Origin of the sequence: Nocardioides dongkuii (assembly GCF_014127485.1) — a bacterium.
GTDB classification, from domain to species: domain Bacteria; phylum Actinomycetota; class Actinomycetes; order Propionibacteriales; family Nocardioidaceae; genus Nocardioides; species Nocardioides dongkuii.
Genome location: NZ_CP059903.1, coordinates 1,990,569 through 2,006,906, shown reverse-complemented (window position 1 = coordinate 2,006,906; position 16,338 = coordinate 1,990,569). Strand labels below are relative to the sequence as shown.

Annotated in this window: 15 protein-coding genes; 5 read left to right on the top strand and 10 right to left on the bottom strand. The window is 73.2% G+C overall.

Features of this window, described 5'->3' with window-relative positions; all coding sequences use genetic code 11:
* Positions 1-5: 5 nt before the first annotated feature.
* The 3 genes from xerD to H4O22_RS09665 are packed head-to-tail and all read right to left on the bottom strand — an operon-like array spanning position 6 to position 2,726.
* Positions 6-953: a site-specific tyrosine recombinase XerD gene (gene xerD / locus H4O22_RS09675; RefSeq protein WP_182526765.1), complete on the bottom strand. Its 948-nt coding sequence runs from the start codon at positions 951-953 to the stop codon at positions 6-8.
* A gap of 16 nt (positions 954-969) precedes the next feature.
* Positions 970-2,106, bottom strand: coding sequence for an alanine dehydrogenase (gene ald / locus H4O22_RS09670; protein WP_182526764.1), 1,137 nt, complete (start codon positions 2,104-2,106; stop codon positions 970-972).
* The gene (locus H4O22_RS09665) at positions 2,103-2,726 is read right to left on the bottom strand and encodes an NUDIX domain-containing protein (RefSeq protein WP_182526763.1); all 624 of its coding nucleotides are present in this window, start codon (positions 2,724-2,726) and stop codon (positions 2,103-2,105) included. The genes ald and H4O22_RS09665 overlap by 4 nt, the downstream gene beginning before the upstream one ends.
* Positions 2,727-2,749: 23 nt before the next feature.
* Here H4O22_RS09665 and pepN point away from each other — a divergent pair, with 23 nt between their 5' ends.
* Genes pepN through H4O22_RS09645 form a run of 4 tightly spaced genes read left to right on the top strand, consistent with a single transcriptional unit; the run spans position 2,750 to position 7,000 of the window.
* Positions 2,750-5,212: an aminopeptidase N gene (gene pepN / locus H4O22_RS09660; RefSeq protein WP_182526762.1), complete on the top strand. Its 2,463-nt coding sequence runs from the start codon at positions 2,750-2,752 to the stop codon at positions 5,210-5,212.
* A gap of 23 nt (positions 5,213-5,235) precedes the next feature.
* A complete protein-coding gene (locus H4O22_RS09655) occupies positions 5,236-5,931 on the top strand; it encodes a class I SAM-dependent methyltransferase (protein ID WP_220451331.1) in 696 nt (231 codons plus the stop codon).
* A gap of 57 nt (positions 5,932-5,988) precedes the next feature.
* Positions 5,989-6,429, top strand: a complete 441-nt coding sequence (locus H4O22_RS09650) for a hypothetical protein (protein ID WP_182526761.1) — start codon at positions 5,989-5,991, stop codon at positions 6,427-6,429.
* A 16-nt stretch (positions 6,430-6,445) separates the two neighbouring features.
* Positions 6,446-7,000 (top strand): DinB family protein, encoded by a 555-nt coding sequence (locus H4O22_RS09645; RefSeq protein WP_182526760.1) that lies wholly within the window; start codon positions 6,446-6,448, stop codon positions 6,998-7,000.
* Between the two features lie 101 nt (positions 7,001-7,101).
* Here H4O22_RS09645 and H4O22_RS09640 read toward each other — a convergent pair whose 3' ends face one another.
* Positions 7,102-7,707, bottom strand: a complete 606-nt coding sequence (locus H4O22_RS09640) for a hypothetical protein (protein WP_182526759.1) — start codon at positions 7,705-7,707, stop codon at positions 7,102-7,104.
* Between the two features lie 468 nt (positions 7,708-8,175).
* On the opposite strand from H4O22_RS09640, the gene H4O22_RS09635 reads away from it, so the two are divergent.
* Positions 8,176-8,823, top strand: coding sequence for a hypothetical protein (locus tag H4O22_RS09635; protein ID WP_182526758.1), 648 nt, complete (start codon positions 8,176-8,178; stop codon positions 8,821-8,823).
* A gap of 107 nt (positions 8,824-8,930) precedes the next feature.
* Here the strand turns inward: H4O22_RS09635 and H4O22_RS09630 are convergent, their stop codons facing one another.
* From H4O22_RS09630 to H4O22_RS09605, 6 genes are all read right to left on the bottom strand, one after another.
* Positions 8,931-10,637: a CTP synthase gene (locus tag H4O22_RS09630; protein ID WP_182526757.1), complete on the bottom strand. Its 1,707-nt coding sequence runs from the start codon at positions 10,635-10,637 to the stop codon at positions 8,931-8,933.
* An 11-nt stretch (positions 10,638-10,648) separates the two neighbouring features.
* Positions 10,649-11,533 (bottom strand): copper transporter, encoded by an 885-nt coding sequence (locus H4O22_RS09625; RefSeq protein ID WP_182526756.1) that lies wholly within the window; start codon positions 11,531-11,533, stop codon positions 10,649-10,651.
* Complete coding sequence (gene steA, locus H4O22_RS09620; RefSeq protein ID WP_182526755.1) at positions 11,530-12,708, bottom strand: putative cytokinetic ring protein SteA; 1,179 nt, start codon at positions 12,706-12,708, stop codon at positions 11,530-11,532. The genes H4O22_RS09625 and steA overlap by 4 nt, the downstream gene beginning before the upstream one ends.
* Positions 12,709-12,810: 102 nt before the next feature.
* On the bottom strand, positions 12,811-14,565 hold the full coding sequence (gene recN, locus H4O22_RS09615) for a DNA repair protein RecN (protein ID WP_182526754.1): 1,755 nt from the start codon (positions 14,563-14,565) through the stop codon (positions 12,811-12,813).
* Positions 14,558-15,499 (bottom strand): NAD kinase, encoded by a 942-nt coding sequence (locus tag H4O22_RS09610; protein ID WP_182526753.1) that lies wholly within the window; start codon positions 15,497-15,499, stop codon positions 14,558-14,560. The genes recN and H4O22_RS09610 overlap by 8 nt, the downstream gene beginning before the upstream one ends.
* Positions 15,496-16,335: a TlyA family RNA methyltransferase gene (locus H4O22_RS09605; protein ID WP_182526752.1), complete on the bottom strand. Its 840-nt coding sequence runs from the start codon at positions 16,333-16,335 to the stop codon at positions 15,496-15,498. The genes H4O22_RS09610 and H4O22_RS09605 overlap by 4 nt, the downstream gene beginning before the upstream one ends.
* Positions 16,336-16,338: the final 3 nt, after the last annotated feature.

Below are 16,338 nucleotides of genomic sequence, written 5' to 3'. Positions count from 1 at the left end.
CGCCATCAGTCACGCGCCCGGGGGTGGGCGGTCGCGAAGACCTCGCGGAGGTTGTCGACGGTGACCAGCGTGTACACCTGGGTGGTCGTGACCGAGGCGTGCCCGAGCAGCTCCTGGACGACGCGGACGTCGGCCCCGCCGTCGAGCAGGTGCGTGGCGAACGAGTGCCGCAGGGTGTGCGGCGAGACGTCGCGGGTCACCCCGGCGCGGTCGGCTGCGCGCTGCAGCACGGCCCACGCCGACTGCCGGGAGAGCCGCCCGCCGCGGGCGTTGAGGAACAGCGCCGGCGTGCCCTTGCCCGCGGCCACCAGCTCGGTGCGGGCGCGCACGAGGTAGGCCTCGACCGCGGCCCGGGCGTAGGACCCGACCGGCACGATCCGCTCCTTGCCGCCCTTGCCGCGCAGCAGCACCGTGCCGACGGCGTCCTCCCCGCTGACGGGGACGTCGAGGTCGTCGACGTCGAGGCCGACGGCCTCGGAAATCCGCGCGCCGGTGCCGTAGAGCACCTCCAGCAGCGCCCGGTCCCGCAGCGCCAGGACCGTGTCCGGTGCGCCCGCGGCCTCCAGGATCGCCTCCACGTCGGAGAGCGGCAGCGCCTTGGGCAGCCGCTTCGCGGGCGCGGGGGGCTTCACGGCGCTCGCCGGGTCGGTCGCGGCCAGCCCGTCGGAGACCGCGAACTTGTGGAAGCCGCGCACCGCGACCACCGTGCGCGCCGCGGACGTCGAGCTCAGCGGCGGGTGGTCGGCGTCGCCCTCGCGCAGCCGCATCAGGAAACCGCTGACGTTCGCCTCCGAGACCGCGGCGAGGTCTCCGATGCCGACCGAGGCGAGGTACTCCTGGTAGCGGCGCAGGTCGCGGCGGTACGACGTCAGCGTGTTGGCGGCGAGACCGCGCTCCACCGAGAGGTGGTCGAGGTAGGTCCGGACGGCGCGGGCCAGGTCAGCGCCCTTCACGTCAGCGCCCTTCACGTCAGGCAAGGGCCTCCTCGAGCGCGCCCTGGAGGTCGACCGCGTCGATGCCGACGGCCTCGCCGACGGGCGCGTTGGTCAGCCGTCCCGCGTGCGTGTTCAGCCCCAGCGCCAGCGACCGGTCGTCGCGGCAGGCCCGGGCCCAGCCCTTGTCGGCCAGCGCCACGGCGTACGGCAGGGTCGCGTTGGTGAGGGCGTACGTCGAGGTGTTCGGCACCGCGCCGGGCATGTTCGCCACGCAGTAGAACGTCGAGCCGTGCACCTCGTACGTCGGGTCCGCGTGCGTGGTCGGGTGCGTGTCCTCGAAGCAGCCGCCCTGGTCGACCGCGATGTCGACGAGCACCGAGCCCGGCTTCATCGCCGCGACGAGGTCGTTGGAGACCAGCTTCGGGGCCGCGGCGCCCGGGATCAGCACCGCGCCGATGACCAGGTCCGCCTCGGTGACCTGCTGCTCGATCGCGAGGCGCGAGGAGGCCAGCCCGTGCACCCGGTTGTTGTAGCGCCAGAACGAGAGCCGCAGCTTGTCCAGGTCGGTGTCCAGCAGGGTCACGTCGGCGCCCATGCCGAGCGCGATGTTCGCGGCGTTCTGGCCCGAGACGCCGGCGCCGATGATGACGACCTTGGCGTTGGCGACGCCGCCGACGCCCCCCATCAGCACGCCCCGGCCGCCCTGCGCCTTGAGCAGCGAGTGGGCGCCCACCTGGGGCGCCAGGCAGCCGGCGACCTCCGACATCGGGTAGAGCAGCGGCAGCCCGCCCGAGGGCAGCTGCACCGTCTCGTAGGCGAGGGCGGTGACCCGGCGGGTCATCAGCTCCTCGGTCAGCGGCTTGTCGGCGGCCAGGTGCAGGTAGGTGAAGAGGGTCAGCCCCTCCCGCATCCGGGGGTACTCCTCGGCGACCGGCTCCTTCACCTTGAGCACCAGGTCGACCCCGCCGTCGGTGCCCCAGGCCTCCTCGGGCGTCGCGACCATGGTCGCGCCGGCCGCGGCGTACTCCTCGTCGAGGATCGAGGAGCCGACCCCGGCGCCCGCCTCGACCACCACCTCGTGCCCGTGCGCGACCAGCTCGTGCACCCCGATCGGGGTGATCGCCACGCGGTACTCGTGGTTCTTGACTTCCTTCGGGACGCCGACCTTCACCGTTGTCCTCCTCGACTCGTGGAGCGCTCGGACCCTGCCAGGCCGCGCGCCTGCGCAGCCAGTATCGCCGTGACCAGGGGCGCGTCCGCGACGCGACCCGCCAGCACCGCGGCGAGCAGGTCGGCGAACGGCACCCACGCCGTCGTCATGTCCGCCTCCTCGTGCTCGAGCACGAAGTCGCCGCGGTCGACCTCGCGCAGGCCGCGGGCGAGGTAGAGGTGCTGCACCTCCGCGGTGATGCCCGGCGAGGGCCAGACCGAGGTCAGGTGGGTCCACTCCGAGGCCTCGAGCAGCGCCTCCTCCCGCAGCTCGCGCCGGGCGACGTCCAGCGGCTCCTCGCCCTCCGCGTCGCACAGGCCGGCGGGCAGCTCGACCAGCCGGTGCCGGGCCGCGTGGCGGTACTGCCACAGGCACAGCACCCGCTCGTCGTCGTCGATCGCCAGCACCACCACCGCGCCCGGGTGCTCGAGCACGAACCGGGTGAACGGCTCGCCGTCGGGGTCGCCCGGACGTCGTACGTCGTCGGCGCGCAGCGCCACCACCCAGTCGCCGCGGTGCAGGTCGCGGGTGGCCGAGACCGGCCACTCCTCGGGTTGGTCGGAAAGCTCCGGGGTCGACATGTGCGCGACGGTAGCGTGTCGCCATGAGCGAGCAGCAGGATCCGCAGGAGCCGCACAGCCTGACCCGGGCCGAGGCCGAGGAGCGCGCGGCACTGCTCGCCGTCGACCGCTACGACATCGAGGTCGACCTCCGCGGGCTGCTGGCCGGCGAGCGGTGGTCGTCGGTCTCGACGGTGACCTTCCGGTGCCACCGACCTGGCGCGAGCACGTTCGTCGACGTCGTGGGCGAGGTCCGCAGCGCCACGCTGAACGGCGAGCCCCTCGACCTCGCGGCCCTCGAGCGCGGGCGGCTGCCGCTGACCGGCCTCGCCGACCAGAACGTCCTGGTCGTCGCGCTGGACCAGGACAACACCGGCGAGGCCCAGGGCATCCTGCGCACGGTCGACGCCACCGACGACCTCGTCTACGTCTGGACCTCCCTGGAGCCCGACGAGGCCCGGCGGCTGTGGGCGTGCTTCGACCAGCCCGACCTCAAGGCGCCGCACGCGTTCACCGTGCACGCCCCGGCGGACTGGACGGTCCTGAGCTGCTCGGCGCCGGGACCCGTGGCGGACGCGACGGACGGTGCGGGCGGCCGCACCTGGGCGTTCCCGGACACCCCGCCGCTCTCGACGTACGTCGTCGTGGTCAACGCGGGGCCGTTCCACGAGATCCGCAAGCGCCGTGGGGACCACGACCTCGGGCTGTACTGCCGCCAGTCGCTGCGACCGGTCCTCGAGCGCGACGCCGCGGACCTGTTCACCATCACCGAGCAGGGCCTGGCGTTCTTCGGCGAGCGGTTCGGAACGCCGTTCCCCCAGGAGCGCTACGACCAGGTCTTCGTGCCCAACATGGGCGGCGCGATGGAGAACTGGGGCTCGGTCACCCACGGCGACGACCTCCTCCCGCGCTCCGAGCCGACGCCCGACGACCGGTACTGGACGGCCGCCTTCGTGCTGCACGAGATGGCGCACATGTGGTTCGGCGACCTGGTCACCATGCGCTGGTGGGACGACCTGTGGCTCAACGAGGCGTTCGCGTCCTGGGCGGCCACCTGGGCGATGGCCTCGGCGACCGAGCACACCGACGCCTGGGCGACGTTCCTCGCGGCCGAGAAGCTGGCCGGCTACGACGAGGACATGAGCCCGGCGGCGCACCCCATCCGCACCGAGGTCGCGGACGTCGCGCACGCGATGGCCAACTTCGACGGCATCACCTACTACAAGGGCCAGGCGGTGCTCCGCCAGCTCGTCGAGTACGTCGGGGAGGAGGCGTTCACGCGCGGGCTGCAGGCGTACTTCGCCGAGCACGCGTGGGGCAACACCACCCTGGCCGACCTCGTCCGCGCGGTCGGCGAGGCCTCGGGGCGCGACCTCGAGGACTGGACGGTGACCTGGCTGGACCGCGCCGGCACCGACACCCTCGTGCTGCAGGGCGACCAGCTCGTCGGCACGTCGCCCGACGGCGGGCTCCCCCGCCCGCACCGCCTCGCCATCGGCTCCTTCCGCCGCGACGGCGACCGCCTCGAGCGGATCGCCAGCACCTCGGTCGAGCTCGTGGGCGACCGGGCGCAGGTCACGCTGCCCGACGCCGACCTGCACCTCGTCAACGACGGCGACCAGACGTTCGCCGCGACCCGGGCCGACGAGGCGTCGACGCGCGCGCTGCTCGCCTCCGCCGGCGACCTGCCGGACGCGCTGTCCCGTGCGGTGGCGGTCGCCACGGCGTGGGACCTGCTGTTCAAGGGCGAGGCGCCGGCGCGGACCGTCGCCGACTGCCTGATCGGCGTGCTCGAGCACGAGGACTCCCCCGCCGTGGTCGAGTCGTTCCTCGGCCGGACGCAGTCGGTCGTCGAGCGCTGGCTGCCGACCGCCGATCTCGCCGCGGTGCAGGAGCGCCTCGCCGACGTCGCCGTCGGGATCGCGCAGCGTGCCGGGCTGCGCAGCGCGGGCCTCCGCGCCCTGGCGGCCAGCGCCACCCGCGAGGACCACTTCGCGATCCTCGACGGCGCCGCGGCCGAGAACACCGACCTCGCCTGGCGCTACCTGGCCCGGCGCGCGGAGCTCGGGCACGCGGTCGAGGACGAGGTGCAGCGGCTGCTCAAGCACGACCCCGATCCCGAGGCTCCGATCCGGGCGATCGGGGTCCGCGCCGCCGCGGCCGACGAGGCCGGCAAGGCCGCGGCCTGGGCGGCGCTGTTCACCGAGAGGTCGGTGCCGGCGGGCGGGCTCACCGCCGAGGTCGCCACCCGGTTCTGGCGACCCGGCCAGGAGGAGCTGCTGCTCCCCTGGGCGCACCGCTGGTTCGACGAGATCACCTCGCTGCCGCGCGGCGGGCTGCTCGGCACCATGTCGCTGGTGCGGGCGAGCTACCCCACCCTCGCCGACGACGACGTCCTCGAGCGCGCCCGCTCGGTGGCCGAGTCCGACGTACCGGCTCCCGTGCGGGCGATGCTGCTGATGGGCGCCGACCGGCTCTCCCGGATGCTGCGGGCCCGCGCGGCCTGAGCTGCCTGGGAAGACTGATCCACGTGACCAGCGACTACGACGGCTTCGCGCGCGCCTACTCGGCCGAGAACGAGATCAACCTGTTCAACGCCTACTACGAGCGGCCCGCGATGCTCGGCCTCACCGGCGAGGTCTCCGGCCGCCGGGTCCTGGACGCGGGGTGCGGCTCCGGGCCGCTGTCGGCAGCGCTGCGCGACCGGGGCGCCCTCGTCACCGGTCTCGATGCGAGTGCCGCCATGATCGACCTGGCCCGCCAGAGGCTGGGCGAGGACGCCGACCTCCACGTCGCGGACCTCGGCGCGCCGCTGCCGTTCGCCGACGCCGAGTTCGACGACGTCGTCGCATCGCTCGTCCTGCACTACCTGGAGGACTGGGCCGGCCCCCTCGCGGAGCTGCGACGGGTGCTGAGGCCCGGCGGGCGGCTGATGGTCTCGGTGAACCACCCCGCCACCTACCGGATCGTCTTTCCCGAGGCCGACTACTTCGCGGTGACGAAGTACTCCGACGACTTCAGGTTCGACGGGCAGGTGACGTGGCTGACCTTCTGGCACCGCCCGCTGCACGCCATGGCCGACGCCTTCGCTGCCGCGGGGTTCCGCATCGCCACCATCAGCGAGCCACCTCCGGCGCCGGACACTCCCCCGGAGGTGCTGCCCCCGGGCCTCGCGGAGGGCCGGTCGTTCATCTGCTTCCTCTTCTTCGTCCTCGAAGCCGTCTGAGGCCACGCGGGGGTCCTGCACGACGTCCCGAACCGGGTCGCGCTCGACGCGGCCGTCGTGCTCCGGGCCCTGGCACGAGTCGACGCCGCCATGGCGGAAGCCGCGGTGAGCGGGTCGCCGACCGCGACGTACCTCGCTGGAACCATGGCCGCGTCGTCGAGCACCGGTTCTCTTTACCTCCTACGCGTCGAGGCGCCACGCCAGCTCGTCGACGACACACCGCTCCACTCAGCGATGGTCACTTTCTGGCTCCGCCAAGATCAACAGGACACCGGTCTGGCCGAGGTCGTGGCCGAGGTGGTGAACGCCTGGCTCCTCGACGAGTGGCCACTGGCCGCGCATGCCTTTCGCGTCCTCCCAGGAGAGCGGTCCTCGTGCGCTGCCCTCGACCGCCTCGGTCTGAGGAAGCTTCGTCTCTCTTTCCTCGGCGACGAGCGGCCCTACCTCTGGTACCTACGATCGATCTGGCAATTGTCACGAGCGGCAACCGAAAGCTGATGGCTACGCTTCGATCATGAGTGACGGCGACTCCCAGCCCTCGCCCTCGGTCACCGCCGAGGCCGAGTCCCTGCTGTCGGTTCTCGAGCGCAACCGGCGGACCTTCGCGTGGAAGACCTCGGATCTCGAGCAGGAGGGCTTGAGCGCCACCACTGCCGCGAGCGCGATGACCTTGGGTGGTCTCGTCAAGCATGTGGCGCTGGTCGAGGCAGACTGGCTGGCTGTCAAGCTCGCCGGCCAGGAGTACGGCCCCCCGTGGGACGCCGTCGATTTCGACGCCGATCCTGACTGGGAATGGCGCACCGGGGCGCTGGACACTCCCGAGGATGTCTACGCACTCTGGCGAGACGCGGTCGGGCGCTCGCGCGAGATCGTCGCCGACGTGATCAACGAGCGCGGTCTCGACGGACCCGCGGCCTTCACCTGGCCGGACGGGCGCACTCCGACAGTCCGCTCGATGCTCTTGGACATGATCGAGGAGTACGCCCGCCATACGGGTCACGCGGACATCTTGCGCGAGGCAGTGGATGGTCGCGTGGGTGAAGGCGCGCCGAGGGACTTCACCTTCTAGAACGCCGGCAACGGCCGCGATCCGCGCGGATCGGTCGTCAGCCAGTGAGTCGAGGGGCGCGGCATGAGCAGGTACCTACGCGCGACCTACACAGCGGGGCATCAGGCATCCGTCTCGAGCTGGAGCACCGCCCGCTTCCGATGGCTGCCGGACGACAAGGCTCGATCATCGCGACCTTCGACGATCACGCGAACCTCGGCGGCAAGACCTGCCACTGTCGCTGGAACCAGGTAAGCATCCGCTCCCGCCGCCATGGCGCGGGTGACCGGTCCAGCGATCCACGTACCAGATTCCGGGTCGTCGAGCTCCGTCACGATGAGCCGCGCTGAGGGGAACTCGGCCCGCAGAATGCCCAGCGCCTGCCCGCTCAAGGGTGGAACGAGGAGCACGTCGATCGTCTCCGGCGCAGTCCTGATGTCCACCACCGTGAAGTCGTCGCCCAATGCCGCCGACAGGTACGCCCGCACCCGCTCGTCGACCTTCATCCCCGTTGCCACGACCTTCACCCCCGGCCGACTATTCACCTGCGGATCGGGACGGCTCACCGCTGCTGGAATCACCTGCCCGACGAGCACTCGTGGCAACGCAACGACAGCGCCCACCTCTTTTCCGCCCTCGACCAAGAGAATCTCGTCGCCGACTTGAAGCGAGTGGAGTTGCTCGCGAAAAGCAGCAGGGAGATCTGATAGGTCGAAGCGGGCAGCCACTCCATGAGTATGCGGCGCAATCAACGTCAATCGCGGCAGATAGGTGCGGCGGCCATGAGGTGCGAGGTCTCGTCGTCAGGACGAGCTTCCGGCTGACGGAACGCCGCTGACGGGGTCGGACGGTCGCGTGGATGAGGGCCCTACTTCGACTCGACCGTGGCCATCGGCTCGACGGCGGCGTCCAGGGCGGTGACGGCGTCGCTCCATGCGGGGTCGCCGGGGTAGAGCTGGGAGCGCAGGTAGGCCCCCCTGCGCCGCCGCGAAGGGGAGGTCGTCCTGGCCCTCGAGGCCGACACCCAGCACGTTGTCACCGTAATCCGTGCCCACCGGCCCGCCAGCCGCTCGCGAGGGCCTCCTCATGGACCGCGCCACCGGTCGTGCCGGTCCGCACCGGGCACCGCGAGATCCGGGTGTCGCGCCCACGCGGATGAGCCTGATATTCGTCTCGTTGGCCTTGATGATGTTCCGGTGGAGCAACCGTCGGCTGACTGGGTGGCCATCTCCGCGCGATTCACGCCGGGGTGGCCGTGGCCTGAGGACTCCTACGGCCTGGGACCGATGTACGGCGACGACGGATGGTGTCGGGGCTGCGGCACTCCGCTGGTGGAGCAGTCAGGCGCACTCGTCATGCAGGGCAGCGCGTTCCCGACGGCCGACGTCTGGATGCCGAACTGGCTCTTCGACGTCGTCTGCCTTTCGGAACGACTCGCTCCCATCATTTCGGAACGCTTCCGCGTCCACCTGGGCGAGGTGCACACGCCGCGTGTGGGTCCGACCGGAGCGCGGCAGGTCCTCCCCACGCAGACGGCCGACCCATGGCACCGGAACGACGAGCTCGCGAACGCTGTGCGAGCCCGGCACGGCGAACAGGAGGGCGAGCGGACCGGCTCGACCTGCGGACGCTGTGGCCGCTGGAAGTGGCTGCCCGTCAGCGAGAACGAGGCACCGATCGTCGCTAGTGCCCTCACGTCCGCCTCCGACGTGATCGTCTCTCCCGAGACCTTCGGGGACGGTCTGGCGTCGTTCCGGCACCTGCTCTTCCGGCGGCCACTCGCTGAGACCCTGGTGACTGCCAGCCCCCGCAACTGGGATCTGGTCGAGGTGGAGATCAACTAGACGGCACTGGTCGAGCGCCTGGTCCTTGCACGACCGACGCCCGGCCGAGCGTCGTTCAGGCGTAGCCGAACGTACCTATCGCGGCCGGTACGAGGCCCCGTCCCGGCTCAGTCGTCGAGCGCCGGCTCCGGATCGCGGCGCAGGCCGCTCTCGTCGATCGGGAACCGCAGCTCGCGCTGCCGCTCGAGCGCCGCGCCGACCAGTCCCGCGAACAGCGGGTGCGGCCGGGTCGGGCGGGAGCGCAGCTCGGGGTGCGCCTGGGTCGCCACGTAGTAGGGGTGCACGTCGCGCGGCAGCTCGACGAACTCGACGAGGTCGTGCTCGGGGTTGATGCCGGAGAAGACCAGGCCGGCCTCCTCGAGCTGGTCGCGGTAGGCGTTGTTCACCTCGTAGCGGTGCCGGTGGCGCTCCTCGATCAGCGGGGCGCCGTACGCCTCGCGCACCAGCGTCCCCTCGCGCAGCGCGGCCGGGTAGAGGCCCAGGCGCATCGTGCCGCCGAGGTTGCCGGCGCCGTCGACGTACTCCTTCTGCTCGGCCATCGTGGCGATCACCGGCTCCGGCGTCTCCGGGTCGAACTCGGTGGACCCGGCGCGCTCGAGGCCGAGCACGGTGCGGGAGTACTCGATAACCATGCACTGCAGGCCCAGGCAGAGGCCGAGGGTCGGGATGCCGTGGGTGCGCGCGAAGGTCAGCGCGCCGAGCTTGCCCTCGAGGCCGCGGATGCCGAAGCCGCCGGGCACGCAGACCGCGTCGACGTCGGCGAGGTGCTTGGCGGCCCCCTGCGGGGTCCGGCACTCGTCGGAGGCGACCCAGCGCAGGTTCACCTTCGCCTCGTGCGCGAACCCGCCGGCGCGGAGCGCCTCCACGACCGAGAGGTAGGCGTCCGGGAGGTCGACGTACTTGCCGACCAGGGCGATGGTGACCTCCTCCTTGGGGTGGTGCACCCGGCGGAGGAGGTCGTCCCACACCGTCCAGTCGACGTCGCGGAACGGCAGGTCGAGGCGGCGTACGACGTAGGCGTCCAGGCCCTCGCGGTGCAGCACCTTCGGGATGTCGTAGATCGACGGCGCGTCGGCGCAGGTGATGACGGCCTCGGTGTCGACGTCGCACATCAGCGCGATCTTGCCCTTGATGCCCTCCGGCAGCTCGCGGTCGGCGCGGCACACGATCGCGTCCGGCTGGATGCCGACCTGGCGCAGCGCGGCCACGGAGTGCTGGGTCGGCTTGGTCTTCAGCTCCCGCGACGGGCCGATGTAGGGCACCAGCGAGACGTGGATGAAGAAGCAGTTGTCGCGGCCCACGTCGTGGCGGACCTGGCGCGCGGCCTCGAGGAACGGCAGCGACTCGATGTCGCCGACCGTGCCGCCGACCTCGGTGATCACCACGTCGACCTGGTCCGGACCCTCGCCGGCCATGGCGCGGATCCGGTCCTTGATCTCGTTGGTGATGTGCGGGATCACCTGCACGGTGTCACCGAGGTAGTCGCCGCGGCGCTCCTTGGCGATGACGCTGGAGTAGACCTGCCCCGTCGTCACGTTGGCGATCTGGTTGAGGTCGGTGTCGAGGAACCGCTCGTAGTGCCCGATGTCGAGGTCGGTCTCGGCGCCGTCGTTGGTCACGAAGACCTCGCCGTGCTGGAACGGGTTCATCGTCCCCGGATCGACGTTCAGATAGGGGTCGAGCTTCTGCATGGTCACCCGGAGGCCGCGCGAGCGCAGCAGCCGACCCAGGCTCGAAGCCGTGAGTCCCTTTCCCAACGAGGAGGCGACGCCTCCGGTGACGAACACATGCTTGGTGGGGGCGCCGGGTCTCACGGAACTCCATGCTATCCGAGAGGGACGGCTCCCTCTGCACCAGACGCCCCGAAGGAGCCTCCGGCGCCGTCCAGCTCGCGGATCAGGGCCAGCACCGCGGTCACCTGGCCGAGCGTCCGCTCCACCCCGTCGACGGTGCTGACCTCCTCGGACACGGCGTTCGCACGCAGCAGCTCCAGGTCGCCACCGGCACGGCCCGACGTCGTGTCGCCCGCCACGACCACGCCGGCCGAGGTCTGCGCGAGCCCGTCCAGCAGGCCCGCGACCAGGTCGGCGTCCGCGTCGTCGCCGAGCAGCACCAGCACCAGGGGCGCGCGGCCGGCGTCCGGGTCGACGGAGGTGAGCAGGTCCGCGCCGACCAGGCTCTCGCGGATCGCGCTCGTGTCGCCGTCCGCCTCCTCGCCCGCGGGCACGGTCGAGGCGGCCGCGACCCCGATCAGCTGGCCCATCCGGACGTACGTCGGGGCCTCGGTGTCGACGAGCCCCTCGGGCAGCTGGGTCAGCAGCTGGCTGCCGAGCGTGTCGACGAGGGTGCGCTCGGTGGGGTCGAGCAGCGCCTCGCGGACGTCGTAGCGCCCGGACACGGTGCCGCCGGCCGCCTGCACCTGCGCGGTCACCGCCGCCGCCTGCTCCTCGTCGACCCCGGGCATGGTGAGCAGCGCGGTGGGGTGCGCCTCCAGGCCGTCGGCGTAGAGCGTGGCGGCGGCCTCGCCGGCGAACTCGTCGCCGAGGGCCGCGGCCCGCTGGGTCTCGTCGGCCCGGCGCTCGGCGGCCGGCGCGGTGGCGTCGTCCGCACGGCCGATCTCGCTGAGCGGTCCCCCGCCCAGCACGATCCCGACGGCCAGCGCCAGGAAGACCGCGACGAGCGACATGACGTGGTGGCGGTAGGTGATCACAGCGCACCTCCCAGACCGAGCACGTCGGCCAGCTGGTCGATCCACTCCTGGCCCACCGGGGTCACGGAGACCGCGGCGAGCAGGGCCAGCAGGCCAGCCAGCATGACCAGGAGCAGGTGGACGGGACGGACGCGGCCGGAGTACAGCCGCGGGACGGCGGAGGCGTCGACGAGACGGGCGCCGAGCCGGAGCCGGGTCAGGTAGGTGCTGGCGAGGCCGCCGCGCCCGCGGTCGAGGAAGTCCTCGAGGCTGGCGTGCAGGCCCACGCCCACGACCAGGGCGGCGTCGCCGGCGTCGACGAGCAGCAGCGCGGCGTCCTCGGCCGTCGCACTCGTGGTGAAGACCAGCGGGCGGACGCCGAGCCGCTCCAGGCTCTCCGCCCCACTCGGCCTCCCCGGGTCGACGCGGACGACCACGTCGCGGGCGGCCTTGAGCACGGCCACGCTGGGCCGGTCGGCCTCGTCCGCGCCGTCGACGACCACCACGTCGGGACGCCGCCCGCGGGCGTGCAGCTCGTCGGCGGCTCGACCGACGGCGACCAGCACCGGCTCCTGCTCACGCAGGTAGGGGCGTACGGCGTCCAGCTCGGCGCGCAGCTCCGGGCCGCCCACCACGACCATCGTGGAGCGGCCGGCGAACCGGGTCGCGGTCCGCGGGATCCCCTGGCCGTGCAGCAGCAGGTCCTGCTCGCGGCGCAGCAGCTCGGTGCTGGTGCGGGTCAGCGACTCCAGCTGGGTGACCAGGCCGGACCGCGCCGCGGCGAGCTCGGCGGCGATCGTCTCGTCGTCCAGGGCGCGGCCGGCCGCGAGGACCGCGCCGTCGGGCCCCTCGGCGTACACCCGGCCGTCGTGGACCCGGACCGTCCTGCCGTCGGTGAGGGCGGCGAGGCCGTCCGTGCCGAGCGCGTCGACCATCGGCACTCCGGCCGCGATCAGCTCCTCGGGGCCCAGGTTCGGGAACCTGCCGGAGATCATCGGCTGCGCGTTGAGGACCGCCGCCGCTCCGGCGTCGACGAGCGCCCGGGCGGCGTTCCGATCGAGGTCGACGTGGTCGATGACGGCGACGTCACCGGGGCGGAGCCGAGCGGCGACAGCGGCCGCCTGGCGGCCCGTCCGGAGGGTCCCGGAGATGCCCGGGAGGTCGGTCGTGGGGTGCGTGCGGGTGGGGAGTCTCATGACCGGTCCAGTGTCACAAACCGCCCCCGCGGGCCTCCGGACCCCGCCCGGCCGGGCGCGTCGGCGTGGGCGATGTCACGGCCCCCGCCACGGGTCGGCGGGTCAGTGCAGGGCGCGGGCCGGCCCGGCGACCTCGAGCAGCTCGCGGGCGTGCGCGAGTGCGGTGTCGGAGTCGGCCATGCCGGCGAGCATCCGGGAGAGCTCGCTGACCCGCTGCTCCTCGTCGAGCACCGTGAGGCCGGAGCTGGTGACCGAGCCGTCGCTGGACTTCTCGACCACCACGTGCCGGTCGGCGTACGCCGCGACCTGGGGCAGGTGGGTCACGACGAGCACCTGCGCGGTGCGGGCGAGCTGCGCGAGCCGCCGGCCGATCTCGACCGCGGCGGTGCCGCCGACGCCGGCGTCGACCTCGTCGAAGACGAACGTCGGCACCGGGCTGGTGCCGGCGAGCGCGACCTCGAGCGCCAGCATCACGCGGGAGAGCTCGCCGCCCGACGCGCCCTTGTGCAGGGGCCGGGGGTCGGCCCCGCGGTTGGCGGCGAGCAGCAGCTCGACCTCGTCGACCCCGGAGGCCGCGTGCCGCAGCCAGCGCTTCCCGACCCGGAGCGGGGCGCCGCGGGTCAGGCTCTCGGGCGCGGCGACCTCGTGCTGCCGGACCTCGACGCTCAGTCGGGCGTGCGGCATCGCGAGCGTCGTCAGCTCGGCGGTCACCGCCTCGGCCAGCCGGCCGGCGGCCTCGGTGCGCGCTGCGGAGAGGGCACCGGCGGCCTCGGCGAGCTGCTCGCGCACCGCCTGCTGCTCGGCACGCAGCTCCTCGATCCGCTCGTCGGTGCCGTCGAGGTCGAGCAGCCGCCGGGACGACTGCTCGGCCCACGCCAGGACCTCGTCGATCGTGTCGCCGTACTTGCGGGTGAGCGCGGTCAGCGCCGCCCGGCGCTCGGACACCGTGGCCAGCCGCGCGGGGTCGGTCTCGAGCCGGGAGGCGTACGACGCGACGTCGGCGGCGACGTCGGAGAGCAGGTAGGTGACCTCGGCCAGCCGGTCGGCCAGCTCGCCGGCCTCGGCGTCGTGCTCGCGCACCCCGTCGAGCGCGGTGCGGGCCGCCGACGCGGTCGCGAGCGCGTCGGGGTCGCCGTGCTCGCTGGAGAGCCCCTCCCGGGCCTGCTCGGCCGCGGTGCGCAGCGTGTCGGCGAACCCGAGGCGCGCCTCCTCGGCCGAGAGCGCGGCGTCCTCCCCCGGCTCGGGGCTCACCGCCTCGACCTCGGACAGCCCGAACCGCAGCAGGTCGGCCTCCCGCGCCCGGTCACGCGCCGTGGCGACGACCTCGGCGAGCTCGCGCTCGGTGGCGTCGAGCCGGTCGTGCAGGGCGGTGTACGCCGCGGCGAGCGCCGCCAAGGGCTGCCCGCCGAAGCGGTCCAGCGCCTCGCGCTGGGCGCGGGCCTGGAGCAGCCGGTGCTGGTCGGACTGCCCGTGGACGGCGACGAGCGACTCCGAGACCTGCGCCAGCGTGGCCACCGGGACCGTCGCCCCGCCGACGAACGCCCGGGAGCGCCCCTCGGCGGAGACGTTGCGCGCGAGCACCACCCGGTCGTCCTCGACGGCTCCCCCGGCGTCCTCGACCGCGGCGGCGAAGTCGGGCAGGTCCGCGGTGTGCACGACGCCCTCGACGCGGGCGGTCCGGGCGCCGGAGCGCACGGCGCCGCTGTCGGACCGGCCGCCGAGCAACAGGCCCAGGGCGGTCACGATCATGGTCTTGCCGGCACCGGTCTCACCGGTGATCACGGTCAGCCCGGGACCCAGCTCCAGGACCGAGGCGTCGATGACGCCGAGCGAGCCGATCCGGATCTCCTCAAGCATCGGGCTCCTGCCGACGCCGGCGCTCGGCCGAGCCGCGCCAGCCCTCGACCGGGAGGCCGAACTTGCGCACCAGGCGGTCGGTGAACGGCGCCTCGTGCAGCCGGACCAGGCGCACCGGCGTCTCGCCGCGGCGTACCTCGATCCGGGCACCGGGTGGCAGGTCGAAGGCCCGCCGGCCGTCGCACCAGAGCACGCCCGCCCCGTCGGTGCGGGCGAGCAGCTCGACGGCCAGCACCGAGGTGGGTGCGACCACGAGGGGTCGGGCGAACAGCGCGTGCGCGCTGATCGGCACCATCAGCAGCGCCTCGACCTCCGGCCAGACCACCGGGCCGCCGGCGCTGAAGTTGTAGGCGGTCGACCCGGTCGGCGTCGCGCACACCACGCCGTCGCAGCCCCACCGGGACAGCGGCCGTCCGTCGACCTCGACGACGACCTCGAGCATCCGCTCGCGCGAGGCCTTCTCGACGCTGGCCTCGTTGAGCGCGAAGGTGCGGCTCACGCACTCACCGTCGCGGTAGACCAGGACCTCCAGCGTCATCCGGTCCTCGGCGACGTAGCGGCGTTCGACGATCGCGTCGATCGTGGACTCCACGTGGTCGTGCTCGGCCTCGGCGAGGAACCCGACGTGCCCCAGGTTGACGCCCAGGACCGGGGTGCCGGCCCCGTGGGTGATCTCCGCGGCGCGCAGGATCGTGCCGTCGCCGCCGATCACCAGCGCGAGCTCGCAGCCCTCGCTGGCGTCCGCCTCGGCGGCGGTCAGCTCGATCGGCGGGTCGTACGCCGCGGGGTCGAGCCCGAGGTCGCGGGCCTCCGACTCGATCAGCCGGACCACGATCCCGTGCCCGGTCAGGGCCTTGCAGCAGGCCAGCGCCACCTCGCGCGCGTCGTCGCGGCCGGTGTGGGCCAGCATCAGGACACGCCGTGGGCTGGTCATGGGTCCACCCTCTCACCCGGGACCCCCAAGGACGCGGCACCCTGCACGACGCGGTGGACGTCGTCGTCGGTCACCGTCGCCGGCCCCCGCCGCAGCCACAGGAAGAACTCGACGTTGCCCGACGGTCCGGGCAGCGGGCTCACGGTCACCGACCGCGCGCCCCAGCCGCGCCGCGCCGCCGCGGCAGCGACCGACGACACCGCCTCGGCCCGCAGCGCCGGGTCCCGGACCACGCCGCCCTTGCCGACCCGGTCCTTCCCGACCTCGAACTGCGGCTTGACCATCAGCGCGAGGTCGCCGTCCGGGCTGGTGACGCCGAGCAGCGCGTCCAGGACCAGCTCGAGGGAGATGAAGGAGAGGTCGCCGACCACCAGGTCGACCGGGCCGCCGATCAGCTCCGGCGTGAGGTCGCGGACGTTGGTGCGGTCGTGCACCACCACCCGCTCGTCCTGCCGGATCGGCCACGCCAGCTGGCCGTACCCCACGTCCACGGCCACCACCTGGGCCGCACCGTGCCGCAGCAGCACGTCGGTGAACCCGCCCGTCGACGCCCCCGCGTCGAGGCAGCGCCGACCGCGGACCTGCAGTCCCTCCGCGCCGAAGGCCGCCAGCGCGCCCGCGAGCTTGTGGCCGCCCCGGGAGACGTAGTCGGGCCGGTCCGGGTCGTCGACCACCACCAGCGCGACGTCGGTCGTGACCCCGGTCGCGGGCTTGGTCGCCACCGCACCCTGGACTTTGACCCGCTTCGCGGCGATCAGCTCGGTGGCGTGCTCGCGCGACCGGGCCAGTCCTCGGCGGACCAGCTCGGCATCCAGGCGCAGGCGGCGAGGGGGCACGGT

Bases quoted from the DNA above. Each gene is read 5' to 3' on its own strand.
- H4O22_RS09665 (WP_182526763.1), bottom strand. From the start codon at position 2,726: ATGTCGACCCCGGAGCTTTCCGACCAACCCGAGGAGTGGCCGGTCTCG.
- pepN (WP_182526762.1), top strand. From the start codon at position 2,750: ATGAGCGAGCAGCAGGATCCGCAGGAGCCGCACAGCCTGACCCGGGCC.
- H4O22_RS09645 (WP_182526760.1), top strand. From the start codon at position 6,446: ATGAGTGACGGCGACTCCCAGCCCTCGCCCTCGGTCACCGCCGAGGCC.
- steA (WP_182526755.1), bottom strand. From the start codon at position 12,708: ATGAGACTCCCCACCCGCACGCACCCCACGACCGACCTCCCGGGCATC.
- recN (WP_182526754.1), bottom strand. From the start codon at position 14,565: ATGCTTGAGGAGATCCGGATCGGCTCGCTCGGCGTCATCGACGCCTCG.
- H4O22_RS09610 (WP_182526753.1), bottom strand. From the start codon at position 15,499: ATGACCAGCCCACGGCGTGTCCTGATGCTGGCCCACACCGGCCGCGAC.